The sequence below is a fragment of the Pseudomonas sp. 30_B genome, assembly GCF_017491605.1.
In the GTDB taxonomy this organism is placed as follows: domain Bacteria; phylum Pseudomonadota; class Gammaproteobacteria; order Pseudomonadales; family Pseudomonadaceae; genus Pseudomonas.
This window is the reverse complement of record NZ_JAFGYY010000021.1, coordinates 47,327-67,161: the sequence shown is the minus strand read 5'-3', so window position 1 is coordinate 67,161 and position 19,835 is coordinate 47,327. Positions and strand designations below refer to the sequence as shown.

Here is a 19,835-nt window from a genome sequence, read left to right as displayed (position 1 = left end):
TGATGAAGGCATTCAAACGGGGCGTTCCGCTGCAGCTGCTGGTGGCCGGAGCCATCATCGTCAGCATGCTGGCACTGGCGGGCGCGTTGCTGATCCAGGGCTACCGGGGCGTGGAAGGCGTGCTGGTGACGGCGGCGGGCGAGTCGGCCAGTCAGCTGGGGGCGACCATCAACGAGCGCATCCGCCGTCTGATCGACCCGGCCGAGAGTGCGCTGCGACTGATGACCCACGACTCCATCTCGCAGATCGACAACCTGCCGGGACGCCTGGAGCGCCTGCCCATGCTGGTGGAGAACCTGCGCGCCAACCGCACCTTGAGTGCGGTCTACATCGGCTACCCGAATGGCGAGTTCATGCTGATCCGTGCGCTGCGGGTGCCCGAGGTGCGCCGTAACCTGCAGGCGCCGGATGATTCGATGTACCTGGTGCAGAGCCTGACCCTGGACGACCAGGGGGCCATGCGGGGCGAATGGCGTTTCTACGACAAGGACCTGCAGTTGCTGCGGGTGCAGGAGCGGCCGGACTACCAGTACGACCCCCGGCAGCGGACGTGGTACCAGGAAGCGCTCGATACCAGCAAGACGGTGCTGACCCAGCCGTACGTGTTCTTCACTACCCGCGAGATCGGCCTGACCCTGGCGCACCGCAGCGTCGATGGTGCGGCGGTGATCGGCATGGACGCCTCGGTCAATGACCTTGGTGGCGAGATGGGCGACCTGCGCCAGACGGCCCACACCGAGCTGGCGGTGGTCGACGGCAAGGGCGTGGTGATCGCCTATCCGGACCTGAGCAGGCTGTTGATCCATCAGGGTGAGGAATTGCGCCTGGCGACCCTGGATGAACTGGGCGTGCCCAGCCTGATCCAGCTGAACGCCGCCTCGATACCGGCCGGCAAGCCTCAGGCCTTCGATGCAGCCGGAGCGACCTGGTACGGCATCTGGGTGCCGCTGTCGAACTTCACCAACAGCGAGGTGCGCGTGCTGATCGCCATTCCGGCCGTCGAACTGCTGGCCGGCGCGCGCCAGATGCTGTTCGACCAGGCGCTGTGGAGCGCGGCGTTGCTGCTGGTGCTGCTACTGCTCGGTTGGCATCTGGGCCGGCGCATCGCCCGTCCGCTGACGGCATTGGCCGACCAGGTGGGAGCCCTGGCGGCCTTCGATTTCGCCCAGCCCGTCGGGGTCAAGTCGAAGATCGCCGAGGTGCGCGACCTGAGCCAGGTGATGGGCAGCATGTCGCGGACCATCCACAACTTCCAGGCCATCACCCTGACCCTGAGCCGCGAGACGCATCTGGAGAGCATGCTCGAAGGCGTGCTTTCGCGCCTGGTGGAAGCCACCAGCGTGATGGGCGGCGCCGTGTACCTGCTGGACGACGAGGACTGCCGCTTGCGCCTGGCCTGCTCTGTGAGCGGCGAGCAGTACCCGCAGTCGATGCTCATCGAAGGCTTCACCGAGGCGCAGCTGGCCGAGCGGGTGGACCAGGCGATGAGCAAGCGCGGGCAGTACATGGAGGTATCGCTGCGCAATCGCAGCGATGAGCTGCTGGGCATCCTCGTCCTGCAATTGGCCGGCGAGGGCGCCCTCAGCCACCAGCCACGCCCGCAATTCAAGCGATTCGTCGAGGAACTCTCCGGCGCCGCGGCAGTGGCCATCGAGACCCGCCAGTTGATCGAGGCCCAGCAACGTCTGCTGGATGCCATCATCAAGCTGCTGGCCGATGCGATCGATGCCAAGAGTCCCTACACCGGCGGCCACTGCGAGCGGGTGCCGCAACTGGCGGACCTGCTGCTGCAGAAGGTGATCGATTCCCGTGACGGCGAGTACGCCGGTTTCACCATGAGCGATGCGGAGCGCTACGAGTTCCAGATCGCCGCCTGGCTGCACGACTGCGGCAAGATCACCAGCCCCGAGTACGTGGTGGACAAGGCCACCAAGCTGGAGACGCTGTACAACCGCCTGCACGAGGTGCGCATGCGCTTCGAGGTGATCTGGCGCGACATCGAGCTGGACTACTGGCGTGGCATGGCGGCGGGCAACGACATCGGCCTGCTGGCGGCGCGGCGGGACGCGCTGCATGAGGCGCTGCGCGAGGATTACGCCTTCGTCGCCCAGGCCAACGTCGGCGGCGAGTTCATGAAGGACGAGGATATCGAGCGCCTCAAGCGCATCGGTGAACGCCGCTGGCTGCGTTACTTCGACGATCGCCTGGGCATCTCCCGCGATGAACTGGAGCGCAAGCTGGGCCGTCCGGAGCCGACCCTGCCGGCGGAGGAATTCCTGCTCGCCGACAAGCCCGAGCACCGCGTGCCCTGGGGCGAGCGCAAGCCGCCGGTGGACAAGGACGATCCGCGCAACGTGTGGGGCTTCGACATGCGCCTGCCACCGTACGCCAGCAACTACGGCGAGCTGTACAACCTGGGCATTCGGCGCGGCACGCTAACGGAAGAAGAGCGCTTCAAGATCAACGAGCACATCGTCCAGACCCTGATGATGCTCACCACCTTGCCCTTGCCGAAGCATCTGCGCCGGGTGCCGACCATCGCTGCCAACCACCACGAAAAGGTGGATGGCACCGGCTACCCGCGCAAGCTGTCGCGCGATCAGATGAGCATTCCGGAGCGGGTGATGGCGATCGCCGATATCTTCGAGGCGCTGACCGCCGCCGACCGCCCGTACAAGGCCCCGAAGACGCTCTCGGAGTCGCTGAAGATCCTTGCCTTCATGGCACGCGACCAGCACATCGATGCGGAGCTGTTCCGGGTGTTCTTGACCCAGGGGGTGTACCTGGAGTACGGCGAACGCTTCCTGCGGCCGGAACAGATCGATGCGGTGGACGTGCAGGCGATGCTGCAGGTGCTGGAGGGCGTGAAGGCGTAGGGCGTGGCCCCTGGGCCCTGCGCGGCTGTTGCTCTTGTAGGAGCGAGCTTGCTCGCGAACAAACCCCGCTGCGGAGCCGTTCGCGAGCAAGCTCGCTCCTACGAAGAGCCGTTGTAGAGCAACGTGTCGGTGTCCCGTACGTGCAAGGATGCGTCACTCAACGCTTGGCGAGGTTCTGCGCGTAGCGGTTGATCTGCGGGTTCTTCGCCACGGTGCAGCTCTGCCCGGCGAGGAACTGCGAGGTTTTCAGCCATTGCTGCTGCGGGTAGTAGGCGAACACGTAGCTGCCGTTCTTCACCGTGTCGATCAGCTTCTGCGCCACCTGCGGGCGTACCGCCGGGCAACCCAGGCTGCGGCCCAGGCGGCCTAGGCCGGGGACGACCTTCGGGTCGGCGTAGGCGGCCGCGTGCATGACGATGGCGCGCTCTTCGCTGTTGTCGTTGAAGCCCGGCTCCAGGCCCAGCAGGCGCAGGGACCGGCCGTGCTTGCCGCTGTAGGTCTGGCCGGTCTGGTAGAGGCCGATGGAGGACTGGTTGCTCTCCGGGAGGTTGGAGAAGGAGGTGGCCATGTCGTCGCCACTCTTCTTGCCGTGGGCGACCCACTCTTCGAACAGCAGCTTGCGCTGCTTGAGGTCGAAGACCCACAGGCGCTTGTCGCGGGACGGCTTGGAATAGTCGATCACCGTCAGCAGCTGGTTCTGGCCGCCCAGCTGGGTGCTGGCGCACTGCAGGGCGTTGAGCGCCAGGCGCAGCGTTTCGGTGTCGGTGGCGGGGGCGAGGCGGTGCAATTCCTCGGCCGTCGGCAGGCGGGCGGCGGATGCACTCTGCCAGCTACCGAGCGCGAATAGCGCGGCACTGGCGACAGTGATCCGGAAGATCCCCCGCAACTTCGAAAAAGTCAGCATGAATACGACATTCCCGTTGAATCGATATGGTTTTTTCTGGGAAACGCCGCATTGTGCGTGATTTTTGACCAGTGGTGTGGTTGTTTTTTAACCATTTGTTAGCCCGCCTGTCGGCAAATACGCATGCTTGACGCTGTCGAAGCCTGTCTGGCTCAGGAATACCGGGCTGTGAAAGCCATCCTGATGGCATCGCTGGAACGGTTGCTGTTTCGAAGTTTTTCGGCCCCTGTGGCAGGCGGATGAGTGCCGCCGGTCCGGACAGCGCGCATCGCCGATGCCCGTGCTGGCCTCTTGCTATTGAGCATAGCGGACACCCGTCGCCACGGCGCGCGGACGGCGCCATGAGGGAAAGCTGCGTGGCGCGGGGAAGGCTGCGCCGCTGCAGGGTTATCAGTTGACCGGCTGGTTCTTGACCGGCTTCTGTTCCGCCTGCCGGTCGTTGGTGGTGATCACCGTGAAGTCCGGGTTGCTGCGCATGGTGCGGGTGGATGGCAGGTCGGTGATGATCAGCGTGCTGCCGATATCCATGCTCGCCATCAGGTTGCGCAGGAACTCGCGGTCCATGCTGAACCGGCCCAGTTGCTCGGCGGGCGTCAGGCCCTTCTGCGGGTCGCTGACTTGCACGGTGGTCCAGCGCAGGCTGGGGTTCAGGCTGTCGATGTCGCTCTGGGTCGGCTTGGTCATCAGCGAGAAGGCGGCGACGCCGGTCTTTTCCTCGGGATGCTCGAAGGACACCGGCGCGGTGCCGATCTGCAGGCCGCCACGGTAGACGTAGGCTCGGCGGTCGGCGCGGCTGATCAGTACGGAAAGCGGGCCTTTTTCCGCGCCCGGATCGCTCCAGAACGGCGTCACCATGCCGCTGTCGTCGTGCGGGCCGGCGGGGCGTCCGTCGCTGACGATGGGGGCGAGCAGGCCGGGGTGGTAGACCTCCACCGGCGAGCTCTTGGCGTCGGAGATGATCACGGTGGTGGTGCTGAAACCGGTGACTTCATAAAGCTTCTTGGCGAACGCCATGGGCAGCCGGATGCAGCCGTGGGAGGCCGGGTAGCCGGGCAGGTTGCCGGCGTGCAGGGCGATGCCGTCCCAGGTCAGGCGCTGCATGTAGGGCATGGGCGCGCTGTTGTAGAGGTCGGAGTAGTACTCGACCTTCTTCTGCAGGATGGTGAACACGCCGGTGGGGGTTTCCTTGCCCTTCTTGCCGGTGCTGACGGTCGCTACGCCGATGGCGATGCCGTTGCGGTAGACATAGGCGCGCTGCTCGGTGAGGCTGACCACCAGCGTGACCGGGCCGGCCGGGGAGATTTCCGGATACCAGAGGAACTGGCCGGGCTTGAGCGTCCTCAGCGCCGCCTGCAGGTCGGACAGCGGCGAGGGTTTGCTCGGCGTTGCGACGGCGAAGCTGGCGCTCAGGGCGAGCAGCAGGGCGACCGACAGTTTCTTCATCACCTTTCCTTGGGACGCGGGTTTGACTGGAGCTTATCCAAGCTGCCGAGGCGGCTGCAATCTGCCGGGCTGAACGGCTTGCGGGGGGAATTGGCGGAGTGTGGGACAGGTCTCGCGGCGGGGGGAATTTGTAGGAGCGCGCCATGCGCGCGAATCGCGGGCATGGCCCGCTCCTACAGGGGGATACCGGCGTTGTGGTCTCACCCCAGCTCGGCGATCTCCTGCGCCGTCAGCGCGCGGTACTGCCCCGGCTGCAAGGCGGGGTCGAGTTGCAGGCTGCCCATACTTTCGCGGTGCAGGCGCGTCACCTTGTTCTGGAAGTGGCCGAACATGCGCTTGACCTGGTGGTAGCGGCCTTCGTGCAGGGTCAGGCGGGCCGCGCGCGGGGCGAGGATTTCCAGCTGCGCGGGCAGGGTGGTGAGGTCTTCGAAGGCGAAGTACAGGCCCTGCTCGAAGGTCTGCGCGTAGTGCGCCTCGATCGGGTCTTCGGTCTCGACGTAGTAGACCTTGGGCAGCTTGCGCCCCGGCAGCGTCATGCGTCGCGACCACTGACCGTCGTTGGTGATCAGCAGGAGGCCGGTGGTGTTGTAGTCCAGGCGGCCGCCGATGTGCAGTTCGTGTTTGTCCGGCTCGTCCAGCAGGTCTAGCACGGTACGGTGTTCGGCATCGCGGGTGGCGCTGACGCAGCCGGTGGGCTTGTGCAGCATGAAGTAGCGGGCGGGCTTGCCGGCTTGCAGCAACTCGTCGTCCAGTTCCACCCGGCTGAACTCACGGACTTCATGCTGGCCGTCGCGCACCACCTGGCCGTCGACGCGCAGGCGGCCTTCGGCGAGCAGTTGGCGGGCCTGCTGGCGATTGAAGCGGGGCAGGTTGGCGATGAAGCGGTCCAGGCGCATCAGGCGTTTCCGTCGCGGTCCTGGTTCTGCGGCGAGAGCCCGGCGGCGCAGCGCGGGCAGAGGCAGGCGCGGTCGACCAGCTCGGGCGGGATACGCTCCAGGGCGTGGCGCTCGATGCGCTCGCCGAAGCACCAGCAGGCCTGGCCTTCCAGCGCCGGGTCGGCCTGGGTGCAGCGATTGGACTGGCCGCACAGCGGGCAGCGGCTGGGGTCGGGGGTAACGTCGTTCATGGCCGGGAGGCGAAGGGTGCGATGCGGGCGCACAGGGTGCAGCGCCGGTGCGCCTGGTGCAAGCGGATTCGGATCGGCGCGGCGGCCCTCGGTCAGGGCTTTGGCTGGGCGATGTCGATCCAGTTGATCCAGGGCTCCAGGCGCTGGCCGAAGACGACCTCGGCGGTGAAACGCTGCATCCGTTCGCGGTCCTCGTCTTCTTGCCAGCTGTCCTCTTCCAGCACCTGCCGCCAGCGGTACGGCACGTTGATGCTGTCCACGCCCAGGGCGCTGGCGGTGCCTCCGAGGGTCCAGATGTGCTCGTGGAACAGCGAGATCGGCCGCACCCGCCCCTGCACGATCAGGTAGCGCTGGCGGTCCGGGTAGCGCTGGCGCAGGGCCTTCTGGTCGAGCCCGACGTCCTTGAGCAACAGGCGACTGGCGTACTTCTCCTCGCTCTTGAGTGCGTTCTGACTGTCCTTGAGTTCATAGGCCAGCTTCTGGTTGCCCGGCGCCGCGGCGGCGGCCTGTTGCGCTTCGTCCAGGTGCTTGCGCGCCAGTTGCAGTTCGCGCTGGTACAGCGGGCCGTCCAGTTCCAGCACCAACAGGGCGGTGCGCGATTGCTGGCGGTCGAACTGGCGGGCGCTGTTGTCGTCCACCTGTGCGGGCATGCGGAAGCCGAGCGCGGCCATCTGCTTGGCATCGATGCGCGGTTCCCAGGCGAGGCTGCGCGGGCCGGCGCCTTCGGCCTCGCTGGGGAAGCGCCAGTTCAGGCGCACGCTCAGGCCGCTGTTCTCCTGGTGCCAGGAGCTGTTGTGCGCCAGCTCGCGCTGGCTCAGGCGCGGCAGGCTGTCCGGATTGCCCGAGCGGTTCCAGGCCACGCCGCCCAAGGCCACGGCGTTGACCAGCAGGATCAGCCCGGCGCCGCCGAGCAGCGCGTGGGTGCGGGTCCAGTTCATGGCTGGTTCCCTCCCAGCAGGCCGTGGACGTTGCGCAGGCGGCGCAGCACCAGCAGGATCAGCACCGCGCACAGGCCCAGTACGAGGAAGAACAGGTACTTGGGCATCACCGCCCACCACCAGTCGAAGAACTTGGTGTAGAGGAAGATCACGAAGAAGGTCAGCCCGGTGTTCACCACCTCCGGCCATTCGCGGTGTGCGCCGAGCCAGATGATCAGTGCCGAGGCGACGAAGCCCAATACCTGGTAGCCGTTTTCCACCGTGTTGAAGCCCAGCGGCAGGTAGCTGCCGCCGCCCCAGTTGGCCAGTACCAGCATCGGCAGGAACAGCCCGAGCAGGCCAAACACCCGGTAGATCGCGGCGAAGCCGTCGAAGCGTCCCTGGCCGATCAGCGAGGGCACCAGGAAGATCAGCAGGGCGGCGGGGAAGAAGTTCTCCGGGCGCTCGCCCACGTCCAGCCAGTACACGCCGCTCCAGGTGCCGACCCGTGCGGCGACATAGCCCATCACGCAGATCAACGCGGTGGCCAGCAGCAGGCGGGCGTTGCAGGTGTAGGCCAGCAGCAGGGCATAGGCGGCCCAGGGCAGCAGGGCCTTGTCCGAGGGCGTGATGTTGAAGATCTGCCCGATCATCAGCACGTTCAGCACCAGGCAGGCAAAGGCCAGCATGGCGGCGAGCCTGGCGAAGTAGCCGGAGGCGTCGCGGCGTTGCAGCCAGAGGGTCAGCAGCAGGCTGCCCAGCGCGGCGGTGATGAGGATGGCCACCTGGGCGGTTTCCGCGAACAGGCCCCAGAACTGGTAGAAGAGAAAGAACAGGCTGGCGGCCAGGGCCAGCGCGCCGAGAAAGGAGGCGACGCGCATGCCCAGGGACAACCGGTGGTCCTGGCTGTCGCGGTCGATGTCGAAGCGCGCGCGGTAGTCGGCGAGCAGGCGTTGCTGGTGGTGACGCAGGCGTCGGCTTTGTGCGGCATCCAGGGTGAGGGCGCCCTCGTCGTTCAGGCGCTGCAGCTCCCGCTCGAAGGCCAGGATGTCATCGACACGGCGCTGCGCCTGCTGGTGGCTGAGTTCGGGCATGGCCGGTCCTTGCGACGGGTAATACTTGGACTCTAGCTCCTGGCGGGGAGGGCTTCCATGAGCTCAGCGGGTGGCGTCGGTGTGGGGCCGGGTTCGCGAGCAAGCTCGCTCCTACGAAGAGCTCGCCCATGCGTACCTGTAGGTCCGAGGAGGACGCCCGGTCCTTGCTCGCGAACGGTCGGCCAGTCGAAAGACAGGAGCGCTCACGACGGGGCGGACGGCAGACTCCACCGACCGTCATCGAAAGGAAAGACCGCCATGTCCGAATTGCTGAGTTTCGCCAAGGGCGCGCTGGCCATGTTCTGGCTCGCCGCCGTCCTCAATATCCTCTACCCGTTCGGCGAGCTGCATCGCCCTCTGCTCTGGATTTCCGGAGTGATGCTGCTGGTGCATGTCGGCGAGGTATTGCTGCTGGCGCGCCGCCGTTCGCTGGGCGAGCAGCTGCAGGTCCTGCTATTCGGCGTGCTGCACTTGCAGAGCCGCCGTCAGCGTCGTCTGGAAACTGTAAACGGCTGATTTACCCAAGCTTTACGTTGCGACGACGCACCGGCGCCTGACAGAAATGTCTGACCCTGTGAGACCGGAAGAATTATCGCCCCGCACTCCGGCGGGGCTGCCGGCTCGTTCCAGGAGGCGCCATGCGTCGCATCTTCGCTGCTGTACTGCTCATCCTTCCGTTGACCGGTTGCGTGGTCTACGAGCACGACCACGATCGCGGCTGGCACGACCGCGACTGGAGTGACCGCCCGCACCGCGATTACCGCCGGGACTACCACGACCGCGATCATGATCGCTACGAGGGATGGAGTCGTTGAGCCATGACCGTCAGGGCGAGGCCTGAAACGCCGCGTCCTCCTCCAGCAACATCGTCACGAACTGGCTGGCCGCGGGCGACAGGCTGCGGCTGGCATGACGCACCAGGGCGTAGGCCGAGCCGCGCTCGGAGGCGTCGCCACCCTTGGGCCAGGGCAGCACGGCCAGGCGCCCGGCCTCTACGTCTTCGGCCACCACGTCCCAGGTGGCCAGGCAGAGTACGTCGCTGCCTTTCACCAGTTCCTTGAGCAACAACACGTCGTCGCATTGCACGCTCAGCGGCTGCTCGCGGCCGAGGTTGCGCACCAGTCCTTCCTGGGCGTCGCGCGGCAGGCGCGGGCCGGCCAGCGGGTAGTCGAGCAGGCGCTCCACCGATGGCTGCGTGTCGATCAGCGGATGCCCCGGCCGGCAGAACAGCACGGCGCGGTGCTTGCGCAGCGGCAGGATGTCAAGGCGGCTGTCGCCTTCCAGTTCGCGGGAGTCGGCGATGAAGAGTTCCAGTTCGTCGTCCAGCAGGCGCTGGTGCAGTTCGCTCCAGTTCTCGATGGACAGCAGGATCGACACCTTCGGGTGCGCGCTGCTGTAGCGCGCGAGCACCTGCGGCATCAGCCGCGCGGCGGGGAAGGGGCCGGCGCCCAGGCGCAGTTCGCCGGTCTCCAGGTCCGCCAGTTGCACCACGGCATTCTTCAGCGCGCGGTCGCCGGCCAGCAGCCGGCGGGCATGTTCCAGCACCAGCCGGCCGTGGGCGGTGAGAGTGACGCCGCGCGGATTGCGGTCCACCAGCTGGCAGTTCAACTGGCCTTCCAGGGCCTGGATGCTGCGCGACAGGGCGGGTTGGCTCAGGCTCACCGCATCGGCGGCACGGGCGAAGTGGCCGTGTTCGGCGAGGGCGACGAAGTGGCGTAGCTGGCGGAGATCGCTCATGCGCTTCCTGCATCGATTGTGAAATTGGAATGCATTGGAATTATTAACTCGACGGCCGGCATAGTGCGAGCACAACAACAAAATCCGGAGTCCATCGATGTCCCGCCTTTCCGCCGCGATCCTGCTGGCCAGCCTCTGCCCCGGGCTGCTCCTCGCCGCCGAGCAACCCAAGCCGCCTACCGAGTTCACCCTCGCCGCCCAGCAGAAGGTGCGCGAGTCGCTGCCGTTTTCCGACCGCGCCGATTTCGACCGGGTGGAAAAGGGGCTGATCAAGCGCCCGGAGAACCTGGTGATCAAGAACGAGGACGGCAGCGTCGCCTGGCAGTTGGGCAGCTACGACTTCCTCAACGACGGCAAGGACATCGGCAGCATCAACCCGAGCCTGCAACGCCAGGCCCTGCTGAACCTGAAGTACGGCCTGTACAAGGTCACCGACGGCATCTACCAGGTGCGCGGCTTCGATCTCGCCAACATCACCTTCGTCGAGGGCAAGAGCGGCTGGATCGTCATCGACACCCTGACCACCCCGGCCACCGCCAGGGCGGCCTATGAGCTGGTGAGCCAGGAACTGGGGCAGAAGCCGATCCGCGCGGTGATCTACAGCCACGCCCACGTCGACCATTTCGGCGGGGTGAAGGGGCTGGTGACCCAGGAGCAGGTGGACAAGGGCGAGGTGCAGATCATCGCGCCCAAGGGCTTCATGGAGGCGGCGATCAAGGAGAATGTGCTGGCCGGCAACGCCATGATCCGCCGCGCCACCTACCAGTACGGCATGACCTTGCCCAAGGGGCCCGAGGGCCAGGTCGACATGGCCATCGGCAAGGGCGCAGCGCGCGGCCCGATGAGCATCCTCGCGCCGACCCGGCTGATCGAGGGCGACCTGCAGGAGCTGGAGATCGACGGCGTGCCGGTCACCTTCCAGAACACCCCCGGCACCGAGTCGCCGGCCGAGATGAACGTCTGGCTGCCGCAGCAGAAGGCGCTGCTGATGGCCGAGAACGTCACCGGCACGCTGCACAACCTCTACACCCTGCGCGGCGCTGAGACCCGCGACGCGCTGGGCTGGAGCAAGTACATCAACGAGGCGCTGCACCGCTTCGGCGACAAGGCCGAGGTGCTGTTCGCCGTGCACAACTGGCCGCGCTGGGGGCACGACGACATCGTCCGTACCCTGGAAAAGCAGCGCGACATGTACGGTTACCTGAACGACCAGACGCTGTACCTGGCCAACCAGGGCGTGACCATCAACCAGATCCACGAGCGCTTCCAGGTGCCGCCGGAGCTGGCCAACGAGTGGTACAACCGCGGCTATCACGGCAGCGTCAGCCACAACGTCCGCGCGGTGGTGAACAAGTACCTGGGCTACTACGACGGCAACCCGGCGACCCTCAACCCGCTGGCGCCGGAGGACTCGGCGAAGAAATACGTGGAGTTCATGGGCGGCGCCGAGCATCTGCTGCAACTGGCCAGGCAGTCCTACGACAAGGGCGAGTACCGCTGGGTGGTGGAGGTGGTCAACAAGCTGGTCTTCGCCGATCCGTCCAACCAGGCCGCCCGCGACCTGCAGGCCGATGCCCTGGAACAGCTCGGCTACCAGGCGGAGAACGCCGGCTGGCGCAACAGCTACCTGGTGGCCGCGCAGGAGCTGCGCAACGGTGTGCCGCGTGACCTGCCGTCGCTGCGGGTGACCAGCTCGGACGCCCTGTCGGCGATGGATACCGGCCTGCTGTTCGACTACCTCGGCGTGCGCCTGAACGCGCAGAAGGCCGAAGGCGAGGACCTGAGCATCAATCTGGTATTGCCGGACAGGAACGAGCACTACCTGCTCGAACTGAAGAACTCGCACCTGAACAACATCAAGGGCGTGCAAAGCGAGAGCGCCGGGCAGACCGTCACCATCGACCGCGCCGACCTCAACCGCCTGCTGCTCAAGGAAGTCTCGCCGGTGCGGCTGGTGTTCGAGGGCAAGCTCAAGAGCTCGGGCAATCCGCTGCTGCTGGCGAAGCTGTTCGGCATGCTCGACGACTTCGACTTCTGGTTCGACATCGTCACGCCGCCGCAGAAGGGCTGATTCCGCACCACTCCCTCGCCACCGCCAATGGCACAATGCTTGATTGCATTGTGCCATTGTTTTTTTCGCGACCAGCTTGCACCATGCCGCTCCGCCGTACGCCCAGCGAGGCGTGCGCCATCGCAGTCGAGTAGTCGCGATCGTGTCCAGCCGTTTCATCCGTGCGTTGCGCCGCTGTCGGCCCGGAGCCCTGCTCCTGGCGCTGTCGGTATCGCTCGCCGTGCTGGCCGGTGTGCAGCCGGACGCCTGGGACTTCCCCCTGATCGAGCAGCGCGCCGAAGCGCTCTACGGCCCCCTCGGCGAGGGGCGTGTGCGCATCGAGGCCTGGCAGGGCATGTTGAAGGATGCCGCCGGCTTGCCCGAGCGCGAGCAGTTGCAGGCGGTCAACCGCTTCTTCAATGCCCAGCTGCGCTTCACCGACGACCTCGGCCTGTGGGGCGAAGTGGATTACTGGGCGACGCCGGTGGAGGCGCTGCTCAAGGGTGCCGGCGATTGCGAGGATTTCGCCATCGCCAAGTACATCAGCCTGCGGCATCTCGGCGTGCCGGCGCAGAAGCTGCGCATCACCTACGTCAAGGCGCTGCGGCTGAACCAGGCGCACATGGTGCTGACCTACTACCCCCGCCCCGATGCGGTGCCGCTGGTGCTGGACAACCTGATCGGCAGCCTGCTGCCGGCCAGCCAGCGCACCGATCTGCAGCCGGTGTACGCCTTCAACGGCGAGGGCCTGTGGCTGGCCGGCGCCGGTGGCAACAAGCAGGTCGGCGACAGCAAGCGGCTGTCTCGCTGGCAGGACCTGCTGAAGAAAATGAAAGCCGAAGGCTTTCCCCTGAACGAATGAGAGCGTGGAGACACGATGTCCCTGTTCAAGCAATTGCTCATCGCCATCTGCCTGTTCCTGGTGGTCGCCTTCAGCGGCAGCTTCATGGTCGGCCTGGAAAGCTCCCGCGAGCAGTACGTCAACCAGCTGCGCTCCCATGCCCAGGACGCCGCGACGGCGCTGGGGCTGTCGCTGACGCCGAACATTGATGACCCGGCGATGGTCGAGCTGATGGTCAGCTCGATCTTCGACAGCGGCTACTTCGAGAGCATCCGCGTGATCGACCTGGCCAGCGGCAAGGTCATCGTCGAGCGCACTGGCGTACCGGACGCGGTGGCCGCCAGCGTGCCGCAGTGGTTCGTCTCGCTGATCGGCCTGCATTCGGCCGGCGGTGACGCCATCGTCAGCCGTGGCTGGACCCAGGCGGCGCGGGTGGAAGTGCTGAGCCACCCGATGTTCGCCATCGCCAAGCTCTGGCAGAGCGCACTCGGCAGCCTGCTCTGGCTGGCGCTGTGCGGCCTGGCCAGCGGCGTGCTCGGGGCGGTGCTGCTGCGCCGCCAACTGCGACCGCTGGATTACATGGTGGCGCAGTCCCACGCCATCGCTCGCCGCGAATTCCTCAGCCTGCCGGAGCTGCCGCGCACGCCTGAGCTGCGCCGCGTGGTGCAGGCGATGAACCAGATGGTGGAGAAGCTCAAGGCACTGTTCCAGGAGCAGGCCGAACGCAGTGAACGGCTGCGCGACGAGGCCTACCAGGACAGCCTGACCGGCCTGGGCAACCGGCGCTTCTTCGACATGCAGCTGCACGCCCGGCTGAGCGCCGAGGACCAGGTGGGCAGCGGCTTGCTGCTGGTCCTGCGGGTGCGCGATCTGGCCGGCCTGAACCAGCGCCTGGGTGGCCAGCGCGTCGATGACCTGCTCAAGGCGGTGGCCGATCAATTGCGCCTGGCCGGGCAGAGCCTGGGCGCCGGCCTGACCCTGGCGCGCAGCCGCGGCGGCGAATTCGTCCTGCTGGCGCCGGGGCTGCTTCCGGAGGATGCACCGGCCCTGGCGATGCGCCTGGAAACCATGCTGGCGACCCTGGCCAGCACCGGAGCCAGCGACGTCAGTCCGGTGGCGAGCATGGGGCTGGTGCCCTTCGTTTCCGGCGAGTCGGCGCAGGCGTTGCTGGTGCTGGCGGACGAAGCGCTGGCGCTGGCCGAGCGCGAGGGCGAGCGCTGCTGGGCCTTCCTGCAGGGCGGGGCGAGCCCGGTGGCCGAAGAGCGTCACAGCTGGCACCAGCTGCTGGACGAGGCCCTGGCGCGCAAGCGCTTCCAGCTGTATTTTCAGCCGGTGGTGGCCTGCAACGAGCCCACCCGGATACTGCACTACAAGGTGCTCTCGCGCTTGCCGGACGGGCAGGGCGGCCACCTCTCCGCCGGGCGCTTCCTGCCCTGGCTGGACCGTTTCGGCTGGACCGCGCGGCTCGACCTGCTGATGCTGGAAAGCGTGCTCGCGGACATGGCCCGGCACGACCGGCCGCTGGCACTGAACCTGTCGGCGGCGCTGCTGCGCGACGAGCGGGCCACCGGACGGGTGTTCGATCTGCTGCGTCAGCACCCCCAGTTCGCCGGGCGCCTGACCCTGGAGCTGGAGGAAGACCAGCTGCCGGCCCAGGCGCTACTGGAAACCCTGACCCGCCGCCTGCGCGAGCTGGGCTACAGCCTGAGCCTGCAGCACTTCGGTGGGCGCTTCAGCATGATCGGCAACCTGGCCCGCCTGGGCCTGGCCTACCTGAAGGTGGACGGCAGCCACATCCGCGCCATCGACCAGGAGAACGACAAGCGCCTGTTCATCGAAGCCATGCAGCGCGCCGCGCACAGCATCGACCTGCCGCTGATCGCCGAGCGGGTGGAGACGGCCGGGGAGTTCCGGGTATTGCGCGAGATGGGGATTCACGGGGCGCAGGGGCAGCTGTTCGGTGGGCCGGCGCCGTGGTGAGAGCTGGCCGTACGAGCTGAGCACGGAGTGCCCTGAAATCAAGGTCAAACGGCGTATAACGTCGAACGTTATACGCCCTACGGTCCTGGCCTGATCGCGCCCACGGCTCTCGTAGGAGCGGACCTTGTCCGCGAAATCCATCGCGGATGAATCCTCTCTCACGGGGAAGCACGTGAGCTTCCCGCCTGCGTAGGAGCAACTGTCTTCTTCTGAGGCGTCGGTGCCAGCCGATGCCCTCTCCCAGGGGGAGAGGGGACCGTTCAGTGCAGGATGAAACCACAGCGTTAGCCGGCACAATCAGCCCCCTCTCCCTCCGGAGCGGGGCGCGCAGCCAGGGTTGGGGTGAGGGCCGATCCGAGCGCAGCGCTGTCTGGTAGGGGAGGGCCTTGTTCGCGAAGGGATTCGCCTTCTGCCGGGGCTTCCGGATTGAACCTCGCCATTTCGCGGGCATGGCCCGCTCCTACGGGTTATTCCGTCGCGTCGATGAACGTCGAGCCAGGATCGAAAACAGGCCTCAGATCAGCCCCGTTTCCTCATCGTCGTTGATCAGCCGGGTCAGCCCACCGAGCGCCTCACGGGCCTGGGTGCGGTTGAGCAGCTTGGAGCGCGCCGCCGGCGGCAGGTCGGTAATGCGGATGACGCCCTTGGCGATCAGCACCGAGATCAGGTCGTCCAGCACCCGGATCATATCCAGGTCGCTCTGCTTGAGGTGCAGCAGGCTGCTCTCGGCGGCCTGCCAGGCCAGGATGTCCGGGTGGTCGTCCGGCAACGTTCCGGTCATTCCATCGAACTCGGCGTCTTCGACGCGCGCCAGTTTTCCCTCGGCGTTGCGCTGGATGTACAGCATCGGCCCGTCCCCATTGTCGGAAGTGAAAGTACGCCAGCGGCGCCACCCCGGAGGATGGCGCCGCTGGCGCGATGGCTGAGCCTGACTCTTTCGTCGCCTGGCGGCAACGGGGAGTCAGTGATGCTCAGTCTTGACCACGGGATCGGAGCCCGCCACCAGTTGCTTGACGATATCGGTGGGGTTCGAGCCGTAGGTGGTGAGGTCGACACCGCTCAGCTTGATGGTGACATCCGCGCCACTGTTGATCTGGCCGGTGGTGCTCACCTGCAGGGTCGAGGTCGTGGTGTCCACCTTCAGGTAGCTAAGGATGTCGTTCTGCGCGGCATCGGGCAGCAGGTCGCTGATGTCGATGCGGTCACCTTCGCCGGCCTTGAAGTCGGTGATGGTGTCGTTGCCGGTATCGCCCGCCTTCCAGATAAAGGTGTCGGCACCCGCGCCGCCGGTGAGGATGTCGTTGCCCTTGCCGCCGGTGAGCTGGTCATCGCCGGTGCCGCCGAACAGGATGTCGTTGCCACCCTCGCCGAACAGGAAGTCGTTGCCGCCCTGGCCGTAGAGAATGTCGTTGCCCTCGCCACCGTAGAGGTTGTCGCTGCCGCCACGGGTGTCGCCGTCGACGTTGAACAGCGCATGGTTCTCCTTGATGAAGCTGTACATCTCTTCGGAGGTCGCCACGTGGCCGTTCTTCAGTTCGAGGAACGCCGACAGCGCGCTGACGCCGGAGCCCGCCGGCAGCTCGGCAGGTTTGACCGGGTTGCCGTTGACGCCCCAGGGCAGGTTGTCGGTGTTGATGCTGTCACCGAAGACGATGTCGTTACCCGAGCCGGCATGGACGGTGTCGTTGCCCGAGGGCGCCAGGTCCGAGCTGCTGGAGCCGCCGTGCAGGGCAGCGTTGAGCTGGTCGGCCTGGGTGACGATATCGACCTGGCCGACCGGGGCTGCGACCTGGTCGTTGCGCGAGATGTTGTCGATGGTGACGGTGGCGTTATTGTCCTTGCCCTTGTCGCTGTTGTCATTGAGCTCGAATTCGAGGCGATAAGTGCCCGCGCCGACGGCAATGGTGGTGAGGGTGCCGCCGTTATCGTTGGAGTCGAGCGTGTTCTGGTCGACTTGGCCCCAGCTACCGTCGGCCTTCTGCTTTTCCAACGTCCAGGTGAACTGGTCGCCCTTCATCATGTTCTTGACCAGGTCGAAGCTGAAGGTCGAGGTCTTGCCCTGAGCGACCGTCAGGTTCGAGCTGATGACAGTGCTGGAGCCGCTCTTCACGTGGGTGTCCATCATTTGCAGCTTGCCGCTACTGATGCTGACCGAACCGTTGCCATCGGTGTTCCCGGTCCATCCGCTGGGCAATGCGGTACTGCCCTCGAAGTCGAACAGGGTAGTGCCCTTGTAGTAGGTCACCGAACCAGTGCCTGTAACCGAGGTGTTGTCGAAGTACTTGAGCGTGGCTTCGTTGACGTTGGTACCGATACCGATCGCACGGACCTCGCTGAGCGCCGACAGGTCGGCGAAGGCCTTCGTGGTGTTCTGCATCAGGGTGCCGCTGCCGGTGGACTCGGTCGGGTCGCCGTCGGTGAGGAACAGCGAGACGTTCTCGAAGCCGTTCTTCTGGCCGTTGAACCAGGTTACTGCCTGGCCGAACGCCTCCTGGTAGTCGGTACCGCCGCCAGCCTGCAGGCCCTGGGTCTGCGATGTACCGATGGCGTCGACCAGCTTGTTGACGTTGGCGTCGGTGAGGTCGCTCACGCTGACCTTGAGGCTGGCGGTACTGTTGAAGCCGATCAGCGCGATGTTGATCACGCCATCGTGGCCCTTGAGTTGGTCGGCCAGTTTGATCAGCGCGTCCTTGACCAGCTTCATCCGCGTATCGGCGTAGTTCGTGGTGCTCGCCCCGGCCAGACTGTCGCCCATGCTGCCGGAGGTATCGACGATCAGGGCGATGTTGTAGTTGGTGCCCGGCTGGGTGACGGTCAGGGTGCCGCCCACGTCGCCGAGGATCACGTCATCGCCCGCGCCGCCGATCAGGTTGTTGTCGCCGTTGGGATCGATGGTCGGGATCTGCATCTGCCCGACAAGGATGTCGAAGCCGTGGGTCGCCGAGGTGTCGGCGCCGCCGTTGGCGGTGCCGCCGCTGTCCTGCACGGCGAAGTCGAAGTGCGCGTTGCTGCCCGCGGCGTCCGGCACGAAGGTCAGCTTGCCGCTGGCGATGTCGCTGGGGCTGACCGGCTGGCCGGCCACCACCTTGGCGCCGTTGAGCCACAGGGTGCCGGAATCCGGCAGGGACTTGATGATCACCGACTGCAGGCTCTGCAGCTGGCCGTTGGCGGCGTCCGCGGAGTCGTTGAAGGCGAAGTCGTTCAGCCCGAAGGTGTAGGTCTGGCCAATGTGGATGTTGGCCGTGGCGTCCGCCGACAGCGGCGCGTCGTTCACCGGGGTGACGTTCAGGGTGATGGTGTTCGGCGTCGAGTCGAAGGCACCGGCGCTGTCTTTCACCGAGAAGGTGAAGTCGGCGTAATGGTTGCCGCTGGCGTTGGCCGCCGGGGTGAACACCAGACCACCCAACTGGCTTGCAGCGATCACCTGGCCGGCGGTCACGGCGACACCGTTGAGGCTCAGGCTGCCGGCGCTTGGCAGGCCGTCGATGCGTACCGCGCTCAGGCTGTCACCCTGGTCCACGTCGGTGAAGCCGAAATCGGCAGCGCTGAAGGAGCGGCTGCTGTCTTCGTTGAGGGTGATGCTGTTGTCAGCGCCGTTGGGGGCGTCGTTGACTGGTTCCACGTGGATGGTGGCGGTGGCCGGCGTGCTGTCCGCCAGGTTCTGGTTGTCCACGGCGGCGAACTGGAAGCTGGTGTCACCGTTCCAGTTGGCGTTGGGAGTGAAGGTCAGGCTCGCGGCGTTGCCGGTGGCTGGGACGTTGTCGCCGACGTTCAGCGCCACGCCATTGAGCATCAGGGTGCCGTTGGCCGGCAGGCTCTGGATGACGAAGTGATCGACAGTGCCGTCGATGTCCGAACCCGAGAGGTTGACGGTGATCGGCGAGTCTTCAATGCCGCTGGCGGTGGCGGGGTTGGTTTCCGGGGCGTCGTTGACCGGTTCCACGTGGAGGGTGGCGGTGGCCGGCGTGCTGTCCGCCAGGTTCTGGTTGTCCACGGCGGTGAACTGGAAGCTGGTGTCGCCGTTCCAGTTGGCGCTGGGCATGAAGGTCAGGCTGGCGGCGTTGCCGGTGGCCGGGACATTGTCGCCGACGTTCAGCGCCACGCCATTGAGCATCAGGGTGCCGTTGGCCGGCAGGCTCTGGATGACGAAGTGATCGACGGTGCCGTCGATGTCCGAACCCGAGAGGTTGACGGTGATCGGCGAGTCTTCAATGCCGCTGGCGGTGGCGGGGTTGGTTTCCGGGGCGTCGTTGACCGGTTCCACGTGGATGGTGGCGGTGGCCGGCGTGCTGTCCGCCAGGTTCTGGTTGTCCACGGCGGTGAACTGGAAGCTGGTGTCGCCGTTCCAGTTGGCGCTGGGAGTGAAGGTCAGGCTCGCGGCGTTGCCGGTGGCTGGGACGTTGTCGCCGATGTTCAGCGCCACGCCATTGAGCATCAGGGTGCCGTTGGCCGGCAGGCTCTGGATGACGAAGTGATCGACGGTGCCGTCGATGTCCGAACCCGAGAGGTTGACGGTGATCGGCGAGTCTTCGTTGCCGCTGGCGGTGGTGGGGTTGGTTTCCGGGGCGTCGTTGACCGGTTCCACGTGGATGGTGGCGGTGGCCGGGGTGGCGTCAGCCAGGTTCTGGTTGTCCACGGCGGCGAACTGGAAGCTGGTATCGCCGTTCCAGTTGGCGTTGGGAGTGAAGGTCAGGCTGGCAGCGTTGCCGGTGGCCGGGACGTTGTCGCCGATATTCAATGCCACGCCATTGAGCATCAGGGTGCCGTTGGCCGGCAGGCTCTGGATGACGAAGTGATCGACGGTGCCGTCGATGTCCGAACCCGAGAGGTTGACGGTGATCGGCGAGTCTTCGTTGCCGCTGGCGGT

15 protein-coding genes are annotated in these 19,835 nt (G+C 66.2%); 6 read left to right on the top strand and 9 right to left on the bottom strand.

Annotated features, from left to right (window positions below; translation table 11 throughout):
* Positions 1 to 2: 2 nt before the first annotated feature.
* On the top strand, positions 3 to 2,876 hold the full coding sequence (locus J5M67_RS20965; RefSeq protein ID WP_207887248.1) for an HD domain-containing phosphohydrolase: 2,874 nt from the start codon (positions 3 to 5) through the stop codon (positions 2,874 to 2,876).
* 157 nt (positions 2,877 to 3,033) lie between these two features.
* On the opposite strand, the gene J5M67_RS20960 is transcribed toward J5M67_RS20965, so the two are convergent.
* The 6 genes from J5M67_RS20960 to J5M67_RS20935 form a co-directional block, all read right to left on the bottom strand.
* Entirely contained in the window at positions 3,034 to 3,780 is a 747-nt protein-coding gene (locus J5M67_RS20960; protein WP_207887247.1) for a murein L,D-transpeptidase catalytic domain family protein, read from the bottom strand.
* Positions 3,781 to 4,170: 390 nt separating this feature from the next.
* On the bottom strand, positions 4,171 to 5,223 hold the full coding sequence (locus tag J5M67_RS20955) for a L,D-transpeptidase (RefSeq protein ID WP_207887246.1): 1,053 nt from the start codon (positions 5,221 to 5,223) through the stop codon (positions 4,171 to 4,173).
* Positions 5,224 to 5,423: 200 nt separating this feature from the next.
* A complete protein-coding gene (locus tag J5M67_RS20950; protein WP_207887245.1) occupies positions 5,424 to 6,119 on the bottom strand; it encodes a pseudouridine synthase in 696 nt (231 codons plus the stop codon).
* Positions 6,119 to 6,349: a cysteine-rich CWC family protein gene (locus tag J5M67_RS20945; RefSeq protein ID WP_207887244.1), complete on the bottom strand. Its 231-nt coding sequence runs from the start codon at positions 6,347 to 6,349 to the stop codon at positions 6,119 to 6,121. The genes J5M67_RS20950 and J5M67_RS20945 overlap by 1 nt, the downstream gene beginning before the upstream one ends.
* A 92-nt stretch (positions 6,350 to 6,441) precedes the next feature.
* On the bottom strand, positions 6,442 to 7,287 hold the full coding sequence (locus tag J5M67_RS20940) for a DUF4824 family protein (protein ID WP_207887243.1): 846 nt from the start codon (positions 7,285 to 7,287) through the stop codon (positions 6,442 to 6,444).
* Positions 7,284 to 8,360, bottom strand: coding sequence for a DUF2157 domain-containing protein (locus J5M67_RS20935; protein ID WP_207887242.1), 1,077 nt, complete (start codon positions 8,358 to 8,360; stop codon positions 7,284 to 7,286). The genes J5M67_RS20940 and J5M67_RS20935 overlap by 4 nt, the downstream gene beginning before the upstream one ends.
* A gap of 258 nt (positions 8,361 to 8,618) precedes the next feature.
* Here J5M67_RS20935 and J5M67_RS20930 point away from each other — a divergent pair, with 258 nt between their 5' ends.
* Together J5M67_RS20930 and J5M67_RS20925 are read left to right on the top strand one after the other, a co-directional pair.
* The gene (locus J5M67_RS20930; RefSeq protein WP_207887241.1) at positions 8,619 to 8,876 is read left to right on the top strand and encodes a DUF1145 domain-containing protein; all 258 of its coding nucleotides are present in this window, start codon (positions 8,619 to 8,621) and stop codon (positions 8,874 to 8,876) included.
* Between the two features lie 122 nt (positions 8,877 to 8,998).
* Entirely contained in the window at positions 8,999 to 9,175 is a 177-nt protein-coding gene (locus tag J5M67_RS20925) for a hypothetical protein (protein ID WP_207887240.1), read from the top strand.
* A 10-nt stretch (positions 9,176 to 9,185) separates the two neighbouring features.
* Here the strand turns inward: J5M67_RS20925 and J5M67_RS20920 are convergent, their stop codons facing one another.
* Positions 9,186 to 10,097 (bottom strand): LysR family transcriptional regulator, encoded by a 912-nt coding sequence (locus tag J5M67_RS20920; RefSeq protein ID WP_207887239.1) that lies wholly within the window; start codon positions 10,095 to 10,097, stop codon positions 9,186 to 9,188.
* Positions 10,098 to 10,194: 97 nt separating this feature from the next.
* Between J5M67_RS20920 and J5M67_RS20915 the strand changes: the two genes are divergently transcribed.
* The 3 genes from J5M67_RS20915 to lapD all read left to right on the top strand — a co-directional run bounded on the left by J5M67_RS20915 (position 10,195) and on the right by lapD (position 14,968).
* Positions 10,195 to 12,168: an alkyl/aryl-sulfatase gene (locus J5M67_RS20915; protein ID WP_207887238.1), complete on the top strand. Its 1,974-nt coding sequence runs from the start codon at positions 10,195 to 10,197 to the stop codon at positions 12,166 to 12,168.
* Between the two features lie 190 nt (positions 12,169 to 12,358).
* On the top strand, positions 12,359 to 13,009 hold the full coding sequence (lapG, locus tag J5M67_RS20910; RefSeq protein WP_243434794.1) for a cysteine protease LapG: 651 nt from the start codon (positions 12,359 to 12,361) through the stop codon (positions 13,007 to 13,009).
* Between the two features lie 15 nt (positions 13,010 to 13,024).
* A complete protein-coding gene (gene lapD, locus J5M67_RS20905) occupies positions 13,025 to 14,968 on the top strand; it encodes a cyclic di-GMP receptor LapD (RefSeq protein WP_207887236.1) in 1,944 nt (647 codons plus the stop codon).
* Between the two features lie 514 nt (positions 14,969 to 15,482).
* Here lapD and J5M67_RS20900 read toward each other — a convergent pair.
* Both J5M67_RS20900 and J5M67_RS20895 read right to left on the bottom strand, forming a co-directional pair.
* Positions 15,483 to 15,815, bottom strand: a complete 333-nt coding sequence (locus J5M67_RS20900) for a tryptophan synthase subunit beta (RefSeq protein WP_207887235.1) — start codon at positions 15,813 to 15,815, stop codon at positions 15,483 to 15,485.
* Between the two features lie 114 nt (positions 15,816 to 15,929).
* Positions 15,930 to 19,835: tandem-95 repeat protein (locus J5M67_RS20895; RefSeq protein ID WP_207887234.1), on the bottom strand; the 3,906-nt coding region annotated here is incomplete at its 5' end.

Bases quoted from the DNA above. Each gene is read 5' to 3' on its own strand.
- J5M67_RS20935 (WP_207887242.1), bottom strand. From the start codon at position 8,360: ATGCCCGAACTCAGCCACCAGCAGGCGCAGCGCCGTGTCGATGACATC.
- J5M67_RS20900 (WP_207887235.1), bottom strand. From the start codon at position 15,815: ATGCTGTACATCCAGCGCAACGCCGAGGGAAAACTGGCGCGCGTCGAA.
- J5M67_RS20940 (WP_207887243.1), bottom strand. From the start codon at position 7,287: ATGAACTGGACCCGCACCCACGCGCTGCTCGGCGGCGCCGGGCTGATC.
- J5M67_RS20950 (WP_207887245.1), bottom strand. From the start codon at position 6,119: ATGCGCCTGGACCGCTTCATCGCCAACCTGCCCCGCTTCAATCGCCAG.
- J5M67_RS20960 (WP_207887247.1), bottom strand. From the start codon at position 3,780: ATGCTGACTTTTTCGAAGTTGCGGGGGATCTTCCGGATCACTGTCGCC.
- J5M67_RS20915 (WP_207887238.1), top strand. From the start codon at position 10,195: ATGTCCCGCCTTTCCGCCGCGATCCTGCTGGCCAGCCTCTGCCCCGGG.
- J5M67_RS20930 (WP_207887241.1), top strand. From the start codon at position 8,619: ATGTCCGAATTGCTGAGTTTCGCCAAGGGCGCGCTGGCCATGTTCTGG.
- J5M67_RS20955 (WP_207887246.1), bottom strand. From the start codon at position 5,223: ATGAAGAAACTGTCGGTCGCCCTGCTGCTCGCCCTGAGCGCCAGCTTC.
- lapD (WP_207887236.1), top strand. From the start codon at position 13,025: ATGTCCCTGTTCAAGCAATTGCTCATCGCCATCTGCCTGTTCCTGGTG.
- J5M67_RS20925 (WP_207887240.1), top strand. From the start codon at position 8,999: ATGCGTCGCATCTTCGCTGCTGTACTGCTCATCCTTCCGTTGACCGGT.
- J5M67_RS20920 (WP_207887239.1), bottom strand. From the start codon at position 10,097: ATGAGCGATCTCCGCCAGCTACGCCACTTCGTCGCCCTCGCCGAACAC.
- J5M67_RS20965 (WP_207887248.1), top strand. From the start codon at position 3: ATGAAGGCATTCAAACGGGGCGTTCCGCTGCAGCTGCTGGTGGCCGGA.
- J5M67_RS20945 (WP_207887244.1), bottom strand. From the start codon at position 6,349: ATGAACGACGTTACCCCCGACCCCAGCCGCTGCCCGCTGTGCGGCCAG.